This window comes from Pseudoroseomonas cervicalis ATCC 49957 (genome assembly GCF_000164635.1).
In the GTDB taxonomy this organism is placed as follows: domain Bacteria; phylum Pseudomonadota; class Alphaproteobacteria; order Acetobacterales; family Acetobacteraceae; genus Pseudoroseomonas; species Pseudoroseomonas cervicalis.
In genome coordinates this window covers 83,860-99,735 of record NZ_GG770783.1, presented here as the reverse complement: position 1 = coordinate 99,735, position 15,876 = coordinate 83,860, and the positions used below count along the sequence as shown (strand labels likewise).

Annotated in this window: 14 protein-coding genes; 9 read left to right on the top strand and 5 right to left on the bottom strand. The window is 71.7% G+C overall.

Annotated features, from left to right (window positions below):
* Nucleotides 1–527: dihydroxyacetone kinase subunit DhaK (locus HMPREF0731_RS17750; RefSeq protein ID WP_007005570.1), on the bottom strand; the 527-nt coding region annotated here is incomplete at its 3' end.
* A gap of 144 nt (nucleotides 528–671) precedes the next feature.
* On the opposite strand from HMPREF0731_RS17750, the gene HMPREF0731_RS17745 reads away from it, so the two are divergent.
* The gene (locus HMPREF0731_RS17745) at nucleotides 672–983 is read left to right on the top strand and encodes an HU family DNA-binding protein (RefSeq protein ID WP_007005569.1); all 312 of its coding nucleotides are present in this window, start codon (nucleotides 672–674) and stop codon (nucleotides 981–983) included.
* Between the two features lie 50 nt (nucleotides 984–1,033).
* On the opposite strand, the gene HMPREF0731_RS17740 is transcribed toward HMPREF0731_RS17745, so the two are convergent.
* Nucleotides 1,034–1,738: a GntR family transcriptional regulator gene (locus tag HMPREF0731_RS17740; RefSeq protein ID WP_051014809.1), complete on the bottom strand. Its 705-nt coding sequence runs from the start codon at nucleotides 1,736–1,738 to the stop codon at nucleotides 1,034–1,036.
* A gap of 81 nt (nucleotides 1,739–1,819) precedes the next feature.
* Between HMPREF0731_RS17740 and HMPREF0731_RS17735 the strand changes: the two genes are divergently transcribed.
* Genes HMPREF0731_RS17735 through HMPREF0731_RS17700 form a run of 8 tightly spaced genes read left to right on the top strand, consistent with a single transcriptional unit; the run spans nucleotide 1,820 to nucleotide 11,679 of the window.
* Nucleotides 1,820–3,550: an acetolactate synthase catalytic subunit gene (locus HMPREF0731_RS17735; RefSeq protein WP_007005567.1), complete on the top strand. Its 1,731-nt coding sequence runs from the start codon at nucleotides 1,820–1,822 to the stop codon at nucleotides 3,548–3,550.
* Nucleotide 3,551: 1 nt separating this feature from the next.
* A complete protein-coding gene (locus HMPREF0731_RS17730; protein ID WP_007005566.1) occupies nucleotides 3,552–4,595 on the top strand; it encodes a zinc-dependent alcohol dehydrogenase in 1,044 nt (347 codons plus the stop codon).
* Nucleotides 4,596–4,632: 37 nt separating this feature from the next.
* Nucleotides 4,633–5,850: an ABC transporter substrate-binding protein gene (locus HMPREF0731_RS17725; protein WP_007005565.1), complete on the top strand. Its 1,218-nt coding sequence runs from the start codon at nucleotides 4,633–4,635 to the stop codon at nucleotides 5,848–5,850.
* Between the two features lie 57 nt (nucleotides 5,851–5,907).
* Nucleotides 5,908–6,783 carry a branched-chain amino acid ABC transporter permease gene (locus HMPREF0731_RS17720; RefSeq protein WP_007005564.1) on the top strand — a complete coding sequence of 292 codons (876 nt, stop codon included), beginning with the start codon at nucleotides 5,908–5,910 and terminating at the stop codon, nucleotides 6,781–6,783.
* 10 nt (nucleotides 6,784–6,793) lie between these two features.
* Complete coding sequence (locus HMPREF0731_RS17715) at nucleotides 6,794–8,593, top strand: branched-chain amino acid ABC transporter ATP-binding protein/permease (RefSeq protein ID WP_211207956.1); 1,800 nt, start codon at nucleotides 6,794–6,796, stop codon at nucleotides 8,591–8,593.
* Nucleotides 8,577–9,281: an ABC transporter ATP-binding protein gene (locus tag HMPREF0731_RS17710; protein WP_007005562.1), complete on the top strand. Its 705-nt coding sequence runs from the start codon at nucleotides 8,577–8,579 to the stop codon at nucleotides 9,279–9,281. Before HMPREF0731_RS17715 ends, HMPREF0731_RS17710 begins: the two co-directional genes overlap by 17 nt.
* A gap of 13 nt (nucleotides 9,282–9,294) precedes the next feature.
* The gene (locus HMPREF0731_RS17705; RefSeq protein WP_007005561.1) at nucleotides 9,295–10,068 is read left to right on the top strand and encodes an SDR family oxidoreductase; all 774 of its coding nucleotides are present in this window, start codon (nucleotides 9,295–9,297) and stop codon (nucleotides 10,066–10,068) included.
* A gap of 12 nt (nucleotides 10,069–10,080) precedes the next feature.
* Nucleotides 10,081–11,679 (top strand): GMC family oxidoreductase, encoded by a 1,599-nt coding sequence (locus HMPREF0731_RS17700; protein ID WP_007005560.1) that lies wholly within the window; start codon nucleotides 10,081–10,083, stop codon nucleotides 11,677–11,679.
* A gap of 12 nt (nucleotides 11,680–11,691) precedes the next feature.
* On the opposite strand, the gene HMPREF0731_RS17695 is transcribed toward HMPREF0731_RS17700, so the two are convergent.
* From HMPREF0731_RS17695 to HMPREF0731_RS17685, 3 genes are all read right to left on the bottom strand, one after another.
* Nucleotides 11,692–13,575: a response regulator gene (locus tag HMPREF0731_RS17695; RefSeq protein ID WP_040613867.1), complete on the bottom strand. Its 1,884-nt coding sequence runs from the start codon at nucleotides 13,573–13,575 to the stop codon at nucleotides 11,692–11,694.
* A 5-nt stretch (nucleotides 13,576–13,580) separates the two neighbouring features.
* Nucleotides 13,581–15,320 (bottom strand): response regulator, encoded by a 1,740-nt coding sequence (locus tag HMPREF0731_RS17690; protein ID WP_007005558.1) that lies wholly within the window; start codon nucleotides 15,318–15,320, stop codon nucleotides 13,581–13,583.
* On the bottom strand, nucleotides 15,320–15,876 hold a 557-nt coding region (locus HMPREF0731_RS17685; protein WP_007005557.1), incomplete at its 5' end, for a CheB methylesterase domain-containing protein. The genes HMPREF0731_RS17685 and HMPREF0731_RS17690, both read right to left, overlap by 1 nt.

The window sequence follows — 15,876 nt, the reverse complement described above, 5'->3', positions numbered from 1 at the left end:
GCCACGTCCGCCAGGCTGTGGCCGGCGGCGGCGGCGGCCCCGGCCACCTTGTGCACCAGCACCGTGCCGGCGATGCCACGGCGGCGCTCCGGCGCCACGGTGTCGCGCAGCGCCACGTCGTCGGCCACCAGCACCGTCTCGACCGGGATGCCCTCGGCGCGGGCCAGCTCGGCGGCCAGGCCGAAATTCAACCGGTCGCCGGTGTAGTTCTTGACCACCAGCAGCGCGCCGGCCGGCCCCGCCGCGGCGCGGATCGCCGCCAGCACGGCATCGGTGCTGGGCGAGGTGAAGACATCGCCGGCGATGGCCGCGTGCAGCAGGCCGGGGCCGACATAGCCGGCATGGGCCGGCTCATGCCCCGCGCCGCCGCCCGACAGCACGGCGACGCCGCGCTGCGCCGGCGGCGGCAGGTCGACGCGCAGCACCACATCCTCCCCCTCCAGCAGCGCCTGGCCGGGGGCCAGGGCCACCAGCCCCTCCAGCATCTGCCGCACCACGGCGCGCGGGTCGTTGATCAGCTTCTTCATCGCGGGCGTCTCCCTTCGGCGCCGGGAGGGTGGGCGCGCCAATCCGGCGCTTCAAGCCGATTTCCGACAGGATCACGCAGAAACGGGACTTCACGCCGGGCGCGGCCTGTGCTTTGGGTGGCGCATTGCGAGAAAGGCAAGAGCATGTCGAAGAAGTTCCTGGCCGACACCATTCAGAACTCCATCGAGATCACCGGCGTCGGCGCCAATGCCCTGGCCGGCGACATCATCGAGGCGATCAAGGCCGAGATCGTCAAGACCGGCCGCTTCACCATCCCCGATTTCGGCGCCTTCATCGTGCGCGAGACGCCGAAGCGCACGGCGATGAACCCGCGCACCGGCGAGAAGGTGCAGGTCAAGGCCAACGCCACGGTGCGCTTCAAGCCCTCGCCGGCGCTGCGCGAGGCCGCCTTCACGGCGATGAAGAAGAACAAGCGCAAGGCCGCCAAGGCCTGAGCGCGCCGGGGGAGCGCGGCGCCGCCGCCTCCCCCACCCTTCTCCGGGGCTCAGCCTTCCGGGAAAAAGTCGAGCAGGGGCCGGCCACCCTCCTCGATGTCGCGCAGCACCGCCGCGCGCACCATGGCGCCATCGCGGCGCCGCAACCCCTCCAGCGCCTGCAAATGGCCGTGCTGCGGCGGATTTTCCGGCGCGCCGGCATAGAGCTGGCTGAGCAGCGGGCCGCACTGCATCCAGAGGATCTCCAGCAGGCCCAGCAGCACCGGCATCTCCGCCAGGCGGCACAGGCCGAAATGGAACTGCTCATTGGCCTGCAGCGCCGCGGCATAGTCCTGCCGTGCCTCGGCCTCCACCAGCCGGTCATGCAGGGCGGCGAGCGCCGCGATGTCCGCTGCCCCCGCTTTGGCCGCGGCGGCGGCGCCGGCCTGCCCCTCCAGCGTGCAGCGCAGCGCGCGGATCTCCAGGAAGCGGGCGCGGTCGATGCGCGGCACCACCGCCGTGCCGCGCTCATCCATCTGCAGCGCCTGCTCCGAGACCAGGCGCAGCAGTGCCTCCCGCACCGGGGTCGCGCTGATGCCGAGCCGCGCGGCCAGCGGCCGCAGCAGCAGCTTCTCCCCGGGCTTCAGCCGGCTCAGCATCAGCGCCGCGCGGATCTCCTGATAGGCGCGCTCGCTCAGGCTGTCGCGCGAGATGCGGCGGAAGGTGGCGTCCGGTCCGGGCTCCGCCTCGGGCGGGCGCGGCGGCATGGTGTTCATGGTTGACATCCCGAGCGTAACGTCTCCACTGTTATAACAAATGACGCACAACAAGCGTCATGACCAGGGAAGGAAACCGACATGGATACAGCCGTACACGCCCGGCCGGGCGTGAACGAGTCCGTGGCCATGCGCCTGGCCGCCGCCTTCCGGCGCCATGGTGTCGAGATCGTCTTCGGCCAGAGCATCCCCAGCGCCTTCTTCCTCGCCGCCCCGCAGGCCGGCCTCCGCCAGGCGACCTACCGCGCCGAGAATGCCGGCGGCACCATGGCCGATGGCTATGCGCGCATCTCGGGCCGTGTCGGCGTGGTCGCCGCGCAGAACGGCCCGGCGGCCACGCTGCTGGTGCCGCCCTTGGCCGAGGCGCTGAAGGCCTCCATCCCCATCATCGCCCTGGTGCAGGACGTCGCCCGCACCACCACCGAAAAAAACGCGTTCCAGGAGCTGGACCATCTGCGGCTGTTCGATGGCTGCACCAAATGGGCCCGGCGCATCGACCATGCCTCGCGCATCGAGGAGATGGTGGAGCTGGCCTTCGTCCAGGCCTGTGGCGGCCGCCCCGGCCCGGTCGCGCTGATCATCCCGGCCGACCTGCTGACCGAGACGGCCAGCCAGGCGGAGAGCCGCCGCGCCGATCTCGGCCATTTCCCACTGGACCGCAGCGTCGCCGACCCCGCCGGCATCGCCGAGGCGGCACGGCTGCTGGCCAATGCCCGCGCGCCGCTGGTGATCGCGGGGGGTGGGGTGCATGCCTCGGGCGCCGCCGCCGCCCTGGCCGCGCTGCAGGAGGAATGCCACCTGCCGGTGGCCACCACGGTGATGGGCAAGGGGGTGGTGGCGGAGACGCATCCGCTCTCCCTCGGCATCGTCGGCTATTTCATGGGCGATGGCGCGCGCGGCCGCGCCCTGCGGCCGATGGTGGAGGAGGCCGATGTGGTGCTGCTGGTTGGCAACCGCACCAACCAGAACGGCACCGACAGCTGGAAGCTCTATCCGCGCAACGCCCGCTACATCCAGATCGACATCGACAGCGGCGAGATCGGCCGCAATTACGAGGCGCTGCGCCTGCTGGGCGATGCGAGGCTGACGCTGGAGGCGCTGCACCGCGCGCTGCTGGCCGAGGGCGTGGCCGCCCGCGCCGCGGCGCGGCCCGAGGCGGAGCGGCGCATCGCCGCAGGTGTGGCCGATTGGCGCCAGTTCACCCGCCGCATCCGCGAGCAGGATCGCGAGCCGATCCGCCCCGAGCGGGTGATGCAGGCGCTGGAGGACATCATCGACGCCGAGAGCATCGTGGTGGCGGATGCCAGCTACGCCTCCATCTGGGTCGCCAACTATCTGACGGCGCGCCGCCCCGGCATGCGCTTCCTGACGCCGCGCGGCCTGGCCGGGCTCGGCTGGGGCCTGCCGCTGGCGATCGGCGCCAAGATGGCCGCCCCCGAGAAGAAGGTGGTCTGCGTCGCCGGCGATGGCGGCTTCGCCCACACATGGGCCGAGCTGGAGACGGCGCGGCGCCTCGGCCTCGACATTCCCGTGCTGGTGCTGAACAACCAGATCCTGGGCTACCAGAAGCATGCCGAGGACACGCTGTTCGGCGCCCACACCGATGCCTGCGACTTTTTTCCGGTCGACCACGCGGCGATTGCCAAGGCGTGCGGCTGCCACGGCATCCGCGTCGAGCGCGCCGCCGAGCTGGATTCGGCGCTGCGCGAGGCCTGGGCGCAGAGCGGGCCGAGCCTGATCGACATCATCACCGACCCGGATGCGCGGCCGCCGGTGACCTTTTACGACAACACCTATCCCTCGCCCTTCTGACATGCTGGCGCTGCGCAAGACCGAGGCCGCGCCCGGGCTCCACCTGCAAGAGCGCCCGGCCCCGCCGCCGCCGGGCGCGGGCGAGATCGCCATCCGCATCGCCGCCGCCGGCATCTGCGGCAGCGACCTGCACGCCTATGAATGGACACCCGGCTACGAATTCATGGCGCCGCACATGCCCTTCACCCTGGGCCATGAATTTTCCGGGCATGTCGTGGCGCTGGGCGAGGGCGTGGAGGGTTTCGCCCTGGGCGATGCCGTCACCGCCTGGCCCACCATCGGCTGCCAACAATGCCGCGCCTGCCGCGAGGACCGGATGCAGGACTGCCAGGCGCGCCGCATCCTCGGCCTGCATTGCGATGGCGGTTTCGCCGCGCAATTGAACGCGCCCGCCTTCAACTGCTTCCGCCTGCCCGACGGCGTGCCGGTGGAGCTGGGCGCGCTGGCCGAGCCGCTGAGCATCGCCGACAATGCGGTGGAGGTGGCCGACATCACACCCGGCGATGCGGTGCTGGTGCTGGGGCCGGGCCCGATCGGCCTCGGCATCGCCTGGATGGCGCAGCGGCGCGGCGCGCGGGTGCTGCTGGCCGGGCTGAACGATGCGCTGCGGCTGGCGTGCGCCCGCCGCATGGGCATCGCGCACTGCATCGATCTCGCCGACACTTCGCTGGCGGATGCGGTCCAGCAGGAATTCGGTGAGAAGGTGGACCGCGTCATCGAGGCCACCGGCCTGCCGCGCTCCATCCTGGACGGGCTCGGCGTGCTGCGCTCCAGCGGCGTGCTGGTGATCACCGGCATCCATCCGGCACCGCTGGAGCTGCCGCTGACCACCATGGTGCGCAACAAGCACCAGCTGCGCGCGGCGCATGACACCACCCGCGCCGCCTGGCCGCGCGTGCTGGCGCTGCTGGCCGAGCCCGAGGCGCGCGCGCAGCTGGCGGAAATGGTGACGCACCGCATGCCGCTCTCCGAAGGCATCGCCGGCTTCGAGACCGCGCGCCGCAAGGGCGCCGTGAAGATCCTGCTCCACCCAGGCGACGCTTGAAGCGCCGGGCGGGGAAACACCAGGGGAGGAAACGAGAATGATGATGCGAAGCACACGTCGCCTGGCGCTCGGCCTGCTGGCCGGGCTGGGCCTGGGTCTCTCCGCCACGGCGGCGCAGGCCGAGCTGCGCCTCGGCGCGCTCTACCCCTTCAGCGGCGAGCTCGCCGTGCTGGGCGATGAGAGCTGGCGCGGGCTGGAGCTGGCGGTGGAGGAACGCAACGCCGCCGGCGGCATCCGCGGCGAGCGCATCGTGCTGGTGCGCGGCGACGCCGTGGACAACAACCAGGCGGTGGCCGAGGCGCGGCGGCTGATCTCGGTCTCCGGCGTCAAGGCGATCTTCGGCACCTACTCCTCGGCCCGCTCGCAGGTGGCGAGCCAGGTGGCCGAGCTGGCGCGCATCCCCTATTTCGAGATGGGTGCGGTGTCGGACGCCATCACCGAGCGCCGCTTCCGCTATCTGTTCCGCACCAACCCGACGGCGCGCGACATGGCCGCGCGCTCGATCGAGATGGTGGTGAACGCCGTCGCACCCGGCCTGTCGGTGGACCCGAAGGCGCTGCGCGTCGCCATCATCCATGAGGACAGCCTCTACGGCACCACGGTCGGCCGCTACCAGTCGAGCTACGCCAGGGAGCAGGGGCTGAATGTCGTCGAGACCCTGCCCTACCCGGCCAACATCGTCGACATGTCCTCGCTGATCCTGCGGTTGCAGAATGCGCGGGTCGATGTGGTGTTGCAGACCTCCTACCAGAACGACACGGTGCTGTTCTTCCGCCAGGCGCGGGAGGCGAATTTCCGCCCGCGCGCCATCATCGGCGGCGGCGGCGGCTATTCGCTGCGGGAGACGATGCAGGCGGTGGGCCAGGACGTCATCGATGGCGCGCTGAACATCGACTTCACGCAATACGCCATCAACCCGCAGGCGGCGCCGGGCATCGAGGAGTTCGTCGCGGCCTATCGCGCCAAATACGGCATGGAGCCGCGCTCCGGCCACAGCCTGGGCAATTACGTCGGCGCCAAGGTGTTTCTCGATGCCATCGCCGCCGCGCGCTCCTTCTCGGCGGACGACATCCGCACGGCCGTTGCCGCCGTGGATGTGCCGGACGGCCAGACCGCCGAGGGATGGGGCGTGAAATTCGGTCCCGACGGGCAGAATGAGCGCGCCCGGATGATGGGCATGCAATGGCAGGATGGCCGGCTGGTCACCGTCTTCCCGCCCGAGGCCGCGGTCTCCGCGCTGCGCCTGCGCCGCTGAGCGAGAGGCGGGCGCGCGCCGCGTGCCCGCCGCCCAACCACGAGGCGAGGGAGCGAGATGGAAACCTTCCTGCAGCTGGTGCTGAACGGGCTGATGCTGGGCGGTCTGTTCGCCATCATCAGCGTCGGTCTGACCCTGATCTTCGGCATCATCCGGCTGGTCAATTTCGCGCATGGCGAGCTGCTGATGGTCGGCATGTACCTGACCTGGCTCGGCACGACGCAGCTCGGCCTGCACCCCTATGTGCTGGCGCCGCCACTGGTGCTGGTGCTGTTCATCCTGGGCGTGCTGATCCAGCGCTTCATCCTGCAGCCGCTGCTGGAGGCGCGCGACGCGCATGTGCAGATCTTCGCGACGGTGGGCCTCTCCACCGCGCTGATCAACCTGGCGCTGCTGGTCTTCGGCGCGGATCTCTACGCCACGCCCTCTTCCGGGGTGCGCGACTCCCTCAGCTTCGGCCCGTTCCGCGTCATGGTCGGGCAGCTGGTGATGTTCGTCTGCGGCATCGCCGTGGTCAGCGCGCTGCATCTGTTCATGGAGCGCAGCCATCTCGGCCGCGCCATCCGCGCGACGGCGCAGCACCGCGCCGCGGCGCAGCTGATGGGCGTCGATGTGCAGCGCATCTACATCGTCACCTTCGGCATCGGCGCCGCCTGTGTCGGGCTGGCGGCGGCGCTGGTGGCGCCGGTCTATCCGGCCTCGCCCACCGTCGGCACCTATTTCGTGCTGACCGCCTTCGTCGTCGTCGTGCTGGGCGGCATGGGCAGCCTGCACGGCGCCTTCCTCGGCGCCATGCTGATCGGCCTCGTCGACAGCCTCAGTGGCTATTACATCGCGCCGGATCTGAAGGAGGTGGTGATCTTCGCCCTCTTCATCCTGATCCTGCTGTTCCGCCCGACCGGCCTGCTCGGCCTCGGCCGCGGCTCCGAATGAGGGGATGGCCATGAGCGACCTCACCCTTCCCGCCGCTGCCACGACGCCGCGCCGCTTCGATGCCGGGCTGCTGGCGACGCTGGCCCTGCTGGTGCTGCTGCTGGCGGTGCCTTTGCTGATCAATGATGATTTCGTCTTCCACGTCTTCATCACCATCTGCCTCTATGGCGCGCTGGCGACGGCGTGGAACATCGTCGGCGGCTTCGCCGGTCAGCTCTCGCTGGGCCACGCCATCTTCTATGGCATCGGCGCCTATACGGCGGGGCTGCTGGTGCCGCTCGGCATCTCGCCCTGGATCGGCATGCTGGCCGGCGCGGCGCTCTCGGCGCTGCTCGGCATCGGCATCGGCCTGCCCTGCTTCCGCCTGCGCGGCCCCTTCTTCGCGCTGGCCACCATCGCCTTCCTGCAGGTCATCCGGCTGCTGGCGCTGCATTTCACCGGGCTGACCGGCGGCGCCGTGGGGCTGATGGTGCCGCTGCAGACCGGCTGGCAATGGATGATCTTCTTCGAGCGCTGGCCGTCGCTGCTGATCGCCTTCGGCCTGCTGACGCTGACCCTCGGCGTCGCCGGCTACATCCGCCATGCCCGCTTCGGCTACTACCTTGTCGCCACGCGGGAGCGCGAGCCGGCGGCGGCGGCGGCCGGCGTCAACACGCTGCGCGTGCGGTTGCAGGCCGTCGCTATCTCCGCCGCGCTCACTTCGATGGTTGGCACCTTTCACGGCATGTACCTCACCTTCATCGAGCCGGAGGCGATGTTCTCGCTGGCCTTCTCGGTGCAGATCGCGATGTTCGTGCTGATCGGCGGTATCGGCACGGTGCTGGGGCCACTGCTCGGCACGCTGCTGGTGGTGCCGCTGACAGAACTGGCGCGCGGCTGGCTCGGCGCCTCGGCACTCGGCCTGCACGGTTTCGTCTATGGCACGGTGCTGGTGCTGATTGTTCTTTTTGTTCCCGACGGTCTGGCCGGGCTGCTGCGGAAACGCCCAGCCGCTGTGCGGGACGTGGAGGCCGCGCCGGCCAGCCTGCCGGCCGAGGCGCGCAACCCCGCCCGGCGCGACATTGGCGAGCCGATCCTGGTGGCGGAGCATCTGAACAAGAATTTCGGCGGGCTGGCGGTGACGCAGGATGTCAGCCTGTCGCTGCGCCAGGGCGAGGTGCTCGGCATCATCGGCCCCAATGGCGCGGGCAAGACGACGCTGTTCAACCAGCTCTCCGGCTTCCTGGCGCCGAGTTCCGGCGTGGTGCGGGTGCGCGTCGATGGCGAGGGCTTCGTCACGCCGCGCACGCCGCATGGCTTCGCCGAGGCCGGCATCGGCCGCACCTTCCAGATCGTGCAGCCCTTCGCGGCGATGACGGTGCTGGAGAACATCATGATCGGCGCCTTCCACCGCCATCCCGGCCGCGCTGCCGCGCGCGAGAAGGCGCTGGAGACGGCGCAGCGCATGGGCCTCTGGGCGCAGCGCGACATGGAGGCGCGCAACCTGACCATCGGCGGGCTGAAGCGGCTGGAGATCGCCCGCGTCATGGCGATGGAGCCGCGCATCCTGCTGCTGGACGAGGTGATGGCCGGCCTGAACCAGACCGATGTGCGCCGCGCCATCCGGCTGGTCGAGGAGATCCGCGACAGCGGCGTCAGCATCATCGCCATCGAGCATGTGATGCAGGCGATCATGGCGCTGTCCGACCGCGTCATCGTGCTCAATTCCGGCAAGCTGATCGCCGAGGGCCGCCCGCAGGAGGTGGTGCGCGACCCGCAGGTGATCGAGGCCTATCTGGGGAAGGATTTCGCCGATGCTCACCCTGCATGAGGTGACTTCCGGCTATGGCCGCACCACCATCCTGCACGGCATCAGCGCCGAGGTGCGGGCGGGCGAGGTGGTGACCATCGTCGGCGCCAATGGCGCCGGCAAGACCACGACGCTGCGCACCATCGCCGGGCTGCTGCGGCCGAGCGGCGGGCGCATCAGCTTCGAGGGCGAGGACATCTCGCGCCTGACGCCGCATGAGGTGGTGGCGCGCGGCATCACCCTGATTCCGGAGGGGCGTCAGCTTTTCCCCTTCATGACGGTGCGGGACAATCTGCGCATGGGCGCCTACACGCCGCACGCGCGCGGGCGCGAGCGGCAGACCATGGAGGAGGTGCTCGATCTCTTCCCCCGCGTGCGGGAGCGGCTGGACCAGCAGGCGGGCTCGCTCTCGGGCGGCGAGCAGCAGATGGTGGCGATCGCGCGCGGCATGATGGCGCGGCCGAAGCTGCTGATGTTCGACGAGCCCTCGCTCGGCCTGGCGCCGATCATCGTGGCGCAGGTCTTCGCCGTGGTGGAGAGGATCGTGGCCACCGGCGTCACCGTGCTGATCGTCGAGCAGAATGTGGTGCGCACCCTCAGCATCGCCGATCGCGGCTATGTGCTGGAGAATGGGGAGATCGTCATGGCCGATAGCGGCGCCGCCCTGCTGCGCGACGATCATGTGCGCCGCGCCTATCTCGGCATCTGAAGGGAGAGACGCGATGCAGCAGGAGCTGGCGGAGCGCCCCAGCCATGCCGGGCAGATCGTGCTGGTCACCGGCGGCGGCCAGGGCATCGGCGCCGCCATCGCGCGCGGCTTCGCCCGGCGCGGCGCGAAGGTCGGTCTGGTCGATGCCGTGCCAGGACGGGCCGAATCCATGGCGACGGAACTCGGCGGCGCCGGTGCGACCGCCGATGTCGCCGACTTCGCCGCGCTGGAAAAGGCCATCCGCGAACTGGAGGAAAAACTGGGCGGGCGGTTCGGCACGCTGGTGAACAATGCCGGCATCTCGCCCAAGCATGACGGGCGCGCACATGGCGCCTGGGAGATGGCGCCGGAAGAGTGGCAGCGCGTCGTCGGGGTCAACCTGAATGGCTGCTTCCACGCCATCCGCCTGCTGGTGCCGGGCATGATGCAGGCCGGGCGTGGCGCCATCGTCAACATGTCCTCGGTCGCTGGCCGCACCTATTCCGTCGTGGTCGGCGCGCATTACGCGGCGACCAAGGCGGCGCTGATCGGGCTGACCAAGCATCTGGCGGGCGAACTCGGCCCGCACGGCATCCGCGTCAACGCCATCGCGCCGGGCCGCATCGACACGCCGCTGATCCGCACCGTGGATGATGCGGTGAATGCCGGCCAGGTGGCGGCGACGCCGCTGCGCCGCCTCGGCAGGCCGGAGGAGGTCGCCGACCTCGCGCTGTATCTTGCCTCCGAGGAGGCTTCCTTCGTCACCGGCCAGGTCGTCGACGTGGCCGGCGGCATGATGATGACCTGAGGAGCGTGCCGCGTGCAGGAGAGTGCGGATTACATCGTGGTCGGCGGCGGCTCCGCCGGCTGCGTGCTGGCGGCGCGGCTGTCGGAGGATCCCGCGGCGCGCGTGCTGCTGCTAGAACAGGGGCCGGAGGATCGCGACCCCTGGATCCATGTGCCCGCCGGCTATGCGCGGCTCTTCGCCAGCGGCCGCTATGATTGCGGCTTCGCGACCGAGCCGGAGGCGGAGCTGGACGGCCGCAGCATCCGCTGGCCGCGCGGGCGCGTGCTGGGTGGCTCCGGCTCGGTGAACGGGCTGGTCTTCCTGCGCGGTTCGCCGCGGGATTTCGACCGCTGGGCGCAGGCCGGCGCGCGCGGCTGGTCCCATGACGAGGTGCTGCCCTATTTCCGGCGCATGGAGGATTGGTCCGGCCCCGGCGGCGCGACGCGCGGCCAGGGCGGGCCGCTGCCGGTCAGCCCGGTGACGCGGCTGTCGCAGGGCGCGCGCGCCTTCATCGCCGCCTGCGAGGCCGCCGGGCTGCCGCGCAACCCGGACATGAATGACGGGCCGATCGATGGCGTCATGCCGATCCAGATGAATGTGCGCGGCGGGCGGCGCGTCAGCACCGCGCGCGGCTTCCTCGCCCCCGCGCGCGGGCGGCCCAATCTGCGCGTGCTGACCGGCATCGAGGTGCTGCGCGTGCTGGTCGAGCAGGGCCGCGCCGTCGGCGTCGCGGCGCGGCGCGACGGCCATGCGGGCGAGACGGAGTTCCGCGCGGCGCGCGAGGTGGTGCTGAGCGCCGGCGCCATCGCCACGCCGAAGCTGCTGATGCTGAGCGGCATCGGCGATGGCGCGGCCTTGCAAAGCCTCGGCATCCCGGTGCGGCACCACAGCCCGGAGGTGGGTCGGAACCTGCAGGACCACCTGATCGCGCGGCTGGCCTTCCGCACCCGCCCGGCCGGCACGGTGAACGAGATCATGGCCAGCCGCCTGCGCCTCGGCCTGACCGCCCTGCTCTACGCCCTGCGGCGCGACGGGCCGCTGGCGGTGGGCGCCACCGAGGCCACCGCCTTCGCCCGCGTCACGCCGGGCGCGGAGGAGGCCGAGGTGCAGTTCCAGTTCATCAATTTCAGCCTGGCCTCCACCGGCTATGTCCTGCCCAGGACGCCGGGCGTGATGATCAATTTCGGCCAGTGCCGCCCCGACAGCCGCGGCGAGATCCGGCTGCGCGGCCCCGCGCCGGAGGATCCGCCGCTGATCCAGGCCAATTACCTGAGCGCGCCGCAGGACCAGGCGGTGATGCTGGCGGCGGCGCGGCTGGGCCGGCGCCTCGGCCGCACCCGGCCCTTCGCCGATCTGGTGCTGGAGGAGCTGGGGCCGCCACAGGGCGAGGATGACGATGCGGCGCTGCTCGACCACATCCGCCGCACCGGCACGACGGTCTATCACCCCTGCGGCAGTTGCCGCATGGGCAGTGACGACCGCGCGGTGCTGGACCCTGCCCTGCGGCTGCGCGGCGTCGCGGGGCTGCGCGTCGCCGATGCCTCGGTGATGCCGCTGGTGCCGTCGACCAACATCCAGCCGGCGGTGATCATGGTGGCGGAGCGCGCCGCCGACCTGATCCGCGCCGGCTGAGCCGGCGCGGCGCTACCGCGCCAGCAACTGGGCGACGCAGCGCGACAGGTCGCCCAGCCGGAAGGGCTTGCGCAGCACCGGATAGCGCTGCGGCGCCATCTGCGGGTCGGCATAGCCGGTCAGCAGCAGCACCGGCAGCGCCGGGCGCAGCGCGCGGGCGCGCTCGGCCAGCTCGGTGCCATGCATGCGCGGCATGGCGACATCGCTGACCAGCAGGCCGATATCCGCGCGCTCGGCGAGCACGCGCAACGCCGCCTCGCCCTCCGCCACCTCCACGACGCGGTGGCCGAGATCGGCCAGGAAGGTGGCGGTGACACCGCGCACCGCCGGGTCGTCATCCACCACCAGCACCGTCGCGCTGTGCCACAGGGCCGGCGGCACCGCGCCATCCTCGTCGCGCTCGGGCTCCAGCCGCTCGGCGCGCGGCAGGAACAGCTCGACCGTCGTGCCCTCCCCCGGCGCGCTGCGGATCGCGGCGGTGCCGCCGGATTGCCGCGTCAGGCCATAGACCATGGACAGGCCGAGCCCGGTGCCCTTGCCCACCTCCTTGGTGGTGAAGAAGGGCTCGAAGGCCTGGGCCAGGATGGCGGGCGGCATGCCCTCGCCGGTGTCGGTCACGGCGATGGCGACATAGTCGCCGGCGGCGAGGTCGGGCACCGCCTCCTCGCCGACCTGCAGGTTGCGGGTGGTGATGGTGATGCGCCCGCCCTCCGGCATGGCGTCGCGGCTGTTGATGCAGAGATTGAGCAAAGCGAGGCCGAGCTGCTCCGGGTCCACCATGGCCGGCCACAGCGCGGCATCGAGGCTGCGCTGCAGCTCGGCCTGGCCGATGCTGCGCAGCAGCAGCTCGTCCATGTCCAGCACCAGCTGGTTGATGTCGGTGGCCTTGAGCTGGAGCTCGCGCTTGCGGCTGAAGCTCAGCAGGCGCTGCGTCAGGGTCGAGCCGCGCTCGGCCGCCATGATGGCGTTCTTGACCAGCTTCTCCTGCCGCGCATCGGACAGGCCGCTGTGCAGCAGCAGCTCCAGGCTGCCAAGGATCGCGGTCAGCAGGTTGTTGAAGTCATGCGCGACGCCGCCGGCCATGGTGCCCAGCGCCTGCATCTTCTCCGCCTGGTGCAGCCGCTCCTCGAGCGCGCGCTGCTCCGTCATGTCGTGCTCGATGGTGGCCAGATGCGCCGGCCGCCCCGCGCCGTCCAGGATCGGGATGCGGCTGACGCGCATCCAGCGCGGCGCGCCGCCCTCGCCCAGGCGCTGCTCCACCAGCTCCACCGGGCGGCCGCCGGAGAGCGCCGCCCGCTCCGCCTCGCGCAGCGCGGCGCGGGCTGGCTCGGGCAGCGTGCCGGCCTCGTCCAGGCCCAGGCAATCGCCTGGCGCGCGGCCGAGGCCGGCCGCCTTCACCGCGTTCAGCCGCACGAAGCGCCCCTGCGCGTCCTTGAAGGAGAGCGCGTCGGCCGATGAGGCGAGCAGCCCCTGCAACAGCGCCCGCTCGGTCTCCAGCGCCCGCGCCAGGCGGTAGCGCTCCACCGCGCCGCGCACCATGGAGAGCAGCGCCGCCGGCTCCCAGGGCTTCGGCGCGTAGCCGGCGATGCGGCCGAGATTGACCGCGCTGATCACCGCCTCCAGATCGGCATAGCCGGTCAGCAGCAACGCCTCGGCCCGGCTGGCGCGGCGCGCCTGGGCGAGGAAGGCGTCGCCCGTCATCTCCGGCATGCGCTGGTCGGAGAGGATGACATGCACATCCGGTTCGCGCGCCAGGATCTCCAGCCCCGCCGGGCCGGAGGGCGCGGTCAGCACGCGGAACTCGTCCTCGAACAGATCGGAGAGGGCGACGAGGATCTCCGGCTCGTCATCCACCAGCAGCAGAGTCGCCGGCGGTTCCTCCAGAAGCGGGCTCATCGTCTTCACCGTCCCTGCTGCATCGGCACGCTGATGACGAAGGAGGCCCCGCCCTCGGGCCCGGTGCCGACGCTGATCGTGCCATCATGCGCCTGGATGACGTTATAGGCGATGGCGAGGCCAAGCCCAGTGCCCGCGCCCACCGGCTTGGTGGTGAAGAAGGGTTCGAAGATGCGCTCGCGCAGGCCCTCCGGCACGCCGGGGCCGCTGTCGGAGATGGCGATGCGGTAGGTCTGGCCGTCGCTCTCGGTCGCGATGCTGATATGGCCGCGCTCGGCGATGGCGTCCGCCGCGTTGGCGACGATGTTCATCACCACCTGGTTCAGCAGCGCCGGCGAGCAGCGCAGCTCCGGCGCCGCGCGGTAGTCGCGCCGCACCTCGATGCGCTCGCCCAGCTTGTGCGCCAGCAGCGCCAGCACCGTGTCCAGCGCGTCCGGCACGTTGACGCGCTGGAAGGCGTCGTCCTGGCGCGAGAACTTCCGCAGGTTCAGCACCAGGTCCTGGATGCGCTTCAGCCCCAGCGTCATCGAGCGCGAGCGGTCGCGGCAGCGCTCCACCAGCGGCCGCGCCGCCGCGTCCTCGGCCAGCATCGGCTGGATCTGGCCGAGCAGCCGCTCCACCGTGCCCTGATGCGCCAGGATGAAGGCCAGCGGATTGTTGATCTCGTGCGCGATGCCGGCCACCAGCTCGCCCAGCGAGGCCATCTTGGCGGCCTGCACCAGCTTGGTCTGGGTGTCCTTCAGCTGGCGGTTGGTGTCGGCCAGCTCGTCATTGGCGCGGGCCAGCGCCTCGGCCAGCGCCGCCTTGGCCTGGGCGGCGGCGGCCTCGGCCTGGGCGCGCTGCACCGACATCTCGCGCTCGCGCAGCTCGGCGGCGCTGCGCCGGTCCTCCTCCTGCAGCAGCTTGCGGCGCAGCGCGGCACGGATCCGCAGGGACAGCACGCGCGCCTCGGCGGTGGCCGGCACCAGCTCGTCGGCGCCGGCCTCGAACAGCCCGGTCAGCATCTCGCGCCCGGCTGTGCTCTCGGGGCCGAGCGCCACGATCTGGAAGCCCGGGCCCCCGCCATCGCCCAGCGCCGCGGCGCGCAGCGCGTTCAGCCGGGCGCAGAGCAGCACCCCGTCGAAGCCGGCGGAGAAGGCGTTCATCACCACGCAATCCCATTCGGCCGGGCTGGCGGCGACGGCCTCCAGCGCGGCCTCCGCGCTGGCGGCGCTCTCCACCGCGTAGCCTTCGCGCGTCAGCAGGCCGGCGAGATAGGTGCGGTAGGTGGCGCCGTCATCGACCACCAGCATGCGGGCGCGGCGGAACACGCCGCCCTGGCCGGGCGTGGCGCCGGCGGCGCGGCGGCGCAGCAGGGCGCGGATGCGCAGCAGCAGCAGCGCCTGGTCGGCCGATTTCGGCACATAGGCGTCGGCGCCGCTCTCCAGCCCCTGGCGCTCGACATCGCCCTCGCGCGCCTCGGTCAGCATCAGCACCGGGAGCGCGCGGGAGCGGCTGTTGAGGCGGATCTGCCGCGCCAGCTCGTCCCCGTTCATGCCGGGCAGGTGGTAGTCGACGATGACGAGCGCCGGCAGCGCCTGGTTCAGCGCCTCCAGCGCCAGCTCGGCGGTGGCCGCGCGGGTGACGGCGAAGCCCTCGGCCTCCAGCAGCCGGCGCATCTGCAGCGCCTGGGTGTCGGAATCCTCGACCAGCAGCAGCGTCTCGGCCGCGCCCTGCGGCGCGGCCCGCTCCCCGGCGGCGTGCATCAGGACCCCTTCGCCAGTTGCAGCAGGCGCGGCCCGATCATCGGCAGCGGCAGGCTGACGCTGGAACCGCCCAGCCGCACCGCGGCGGCCGGCATGCCATAGACCACGGCGGTGCTCTCATGCTCGGTGATGGTGTAGCCGCCGGCCTCGCGCATCTCGAGCAGCCCCTGCGCGCCATCCTCGCCCATGCCGGTCAGCAGCACGCCGAGCGCCTGGGCGCCGCAGGCCTCGGCCACCGAGCGGAACAGCAGCGTCGCCGCCGGGCGCTGGCTGCCGAGCGGCCGCTCGGCGCTGATGCGCAGGCGGCGCTGTGGCGACAGCAGCAGATGCCGGTCGCCGGGCGCGACATAGACCTGGCCGGGCAGCATCGCCTCGCCCTCCTGGGCGATGCGCACGCGCGGCGGCACCAGCCCGTCCAGCCAGGCGGCGAAGCCCTCCATGAAGGCGCCGCCCATATGCTGCACCAGCAGCACCGGCAGCGGGAAATCGGCCGGCAGCGCGCCCAGCACCTGGGCCAGCGCCGGCGGCCCGCCGGTGGAGGCGGCGATCGCCAGCA

Excerpts from the sequence above, each read along its gene's own strand:
- HMPREF0731_RS17745 (WP_007005569.1), top strand. The coding sequence starts at position 672 with ATGTCGAAGAAGTTCCTGGCCGACACCATTCAGAACTCCATCGAGATC.
- HMPREF0731_RS17740 (WP_051014809.1), bottom strand. The coding sequence starts at position 1,738 with ATGAACACCATGCCGCCGCGCCCGCCCGAGGCGGAGCCCGGACCGGAC.
- HMPREF0731_RS17735 (WP_007005567.1), top strand. The coding sequence starts at position 1,820 with ATGGATACAGCCGTACACGCCCGGCCGGGCGTGAACGAGTCCGTGGCC.
- HMPREF0731_RS17730 (WP_007005566.1), top strand. The coding sequence starts at position 3,552 with ATGCTGGCGCTGCGCAAGACCGAGGCCGCGCCCGGGCTCCACCTGCAA.
- HMPREF0731_RS17725 (WP_007005565.1), top strand. The coding sequence starts at position 4,633 with ATGATGATGCGAAGCACACGTCGCCTGGCGCTCGGCCTGCTGGCCGGG.
- HMPREF0731_RS17720 (WP_007005564.1), top strand. The coding sequence starts at position 5,908 with ATGGAAACCTTCCTGCAGCTGGTGCTGAACGGGCTGATGCTGGGCGGT.
- HMPREF0731_RS17715 (WP_211207956.1), top strand. The coding sequence starts at position 6,794 with ATGAGCGACCTCACCCTTCCCGCCGCTGCCACGACGCCGCGCCGCTTC.
- HMPREF0731_RS17710 (WP_007005562.1), top strand. The coding sequence starts at position 8,577 with ATGCTCACCCTGCATGAGGTGACTTCCGGCTATGGCCGCACCACCATC.
- HMPREF0731_RS17705 (WP_007005561.1), top strand. The coding sequence starts at position 9,295 with ATGCAGCAGGAGCTGGCGGAGCGCCCCAGCCATGCCGGGCAGATCGTG.
- HMPREF0731_RS17695 (WP_040613867.1), bottom strand. The coding sequence starts at position 13,575 with ATGAGCCCGCTTCTGGAGGAACCGCCGGCGACTCTGCTGCTGGTGGAT.
- HMPREF0731_RS17690 (WP_007005558.1), bottom strand. The coding sequence starts at position 15,320 with ATGCACGCCGCCGGGGAGCGGGCCGCGCCGCAGGGCGCGGCCGAGACG.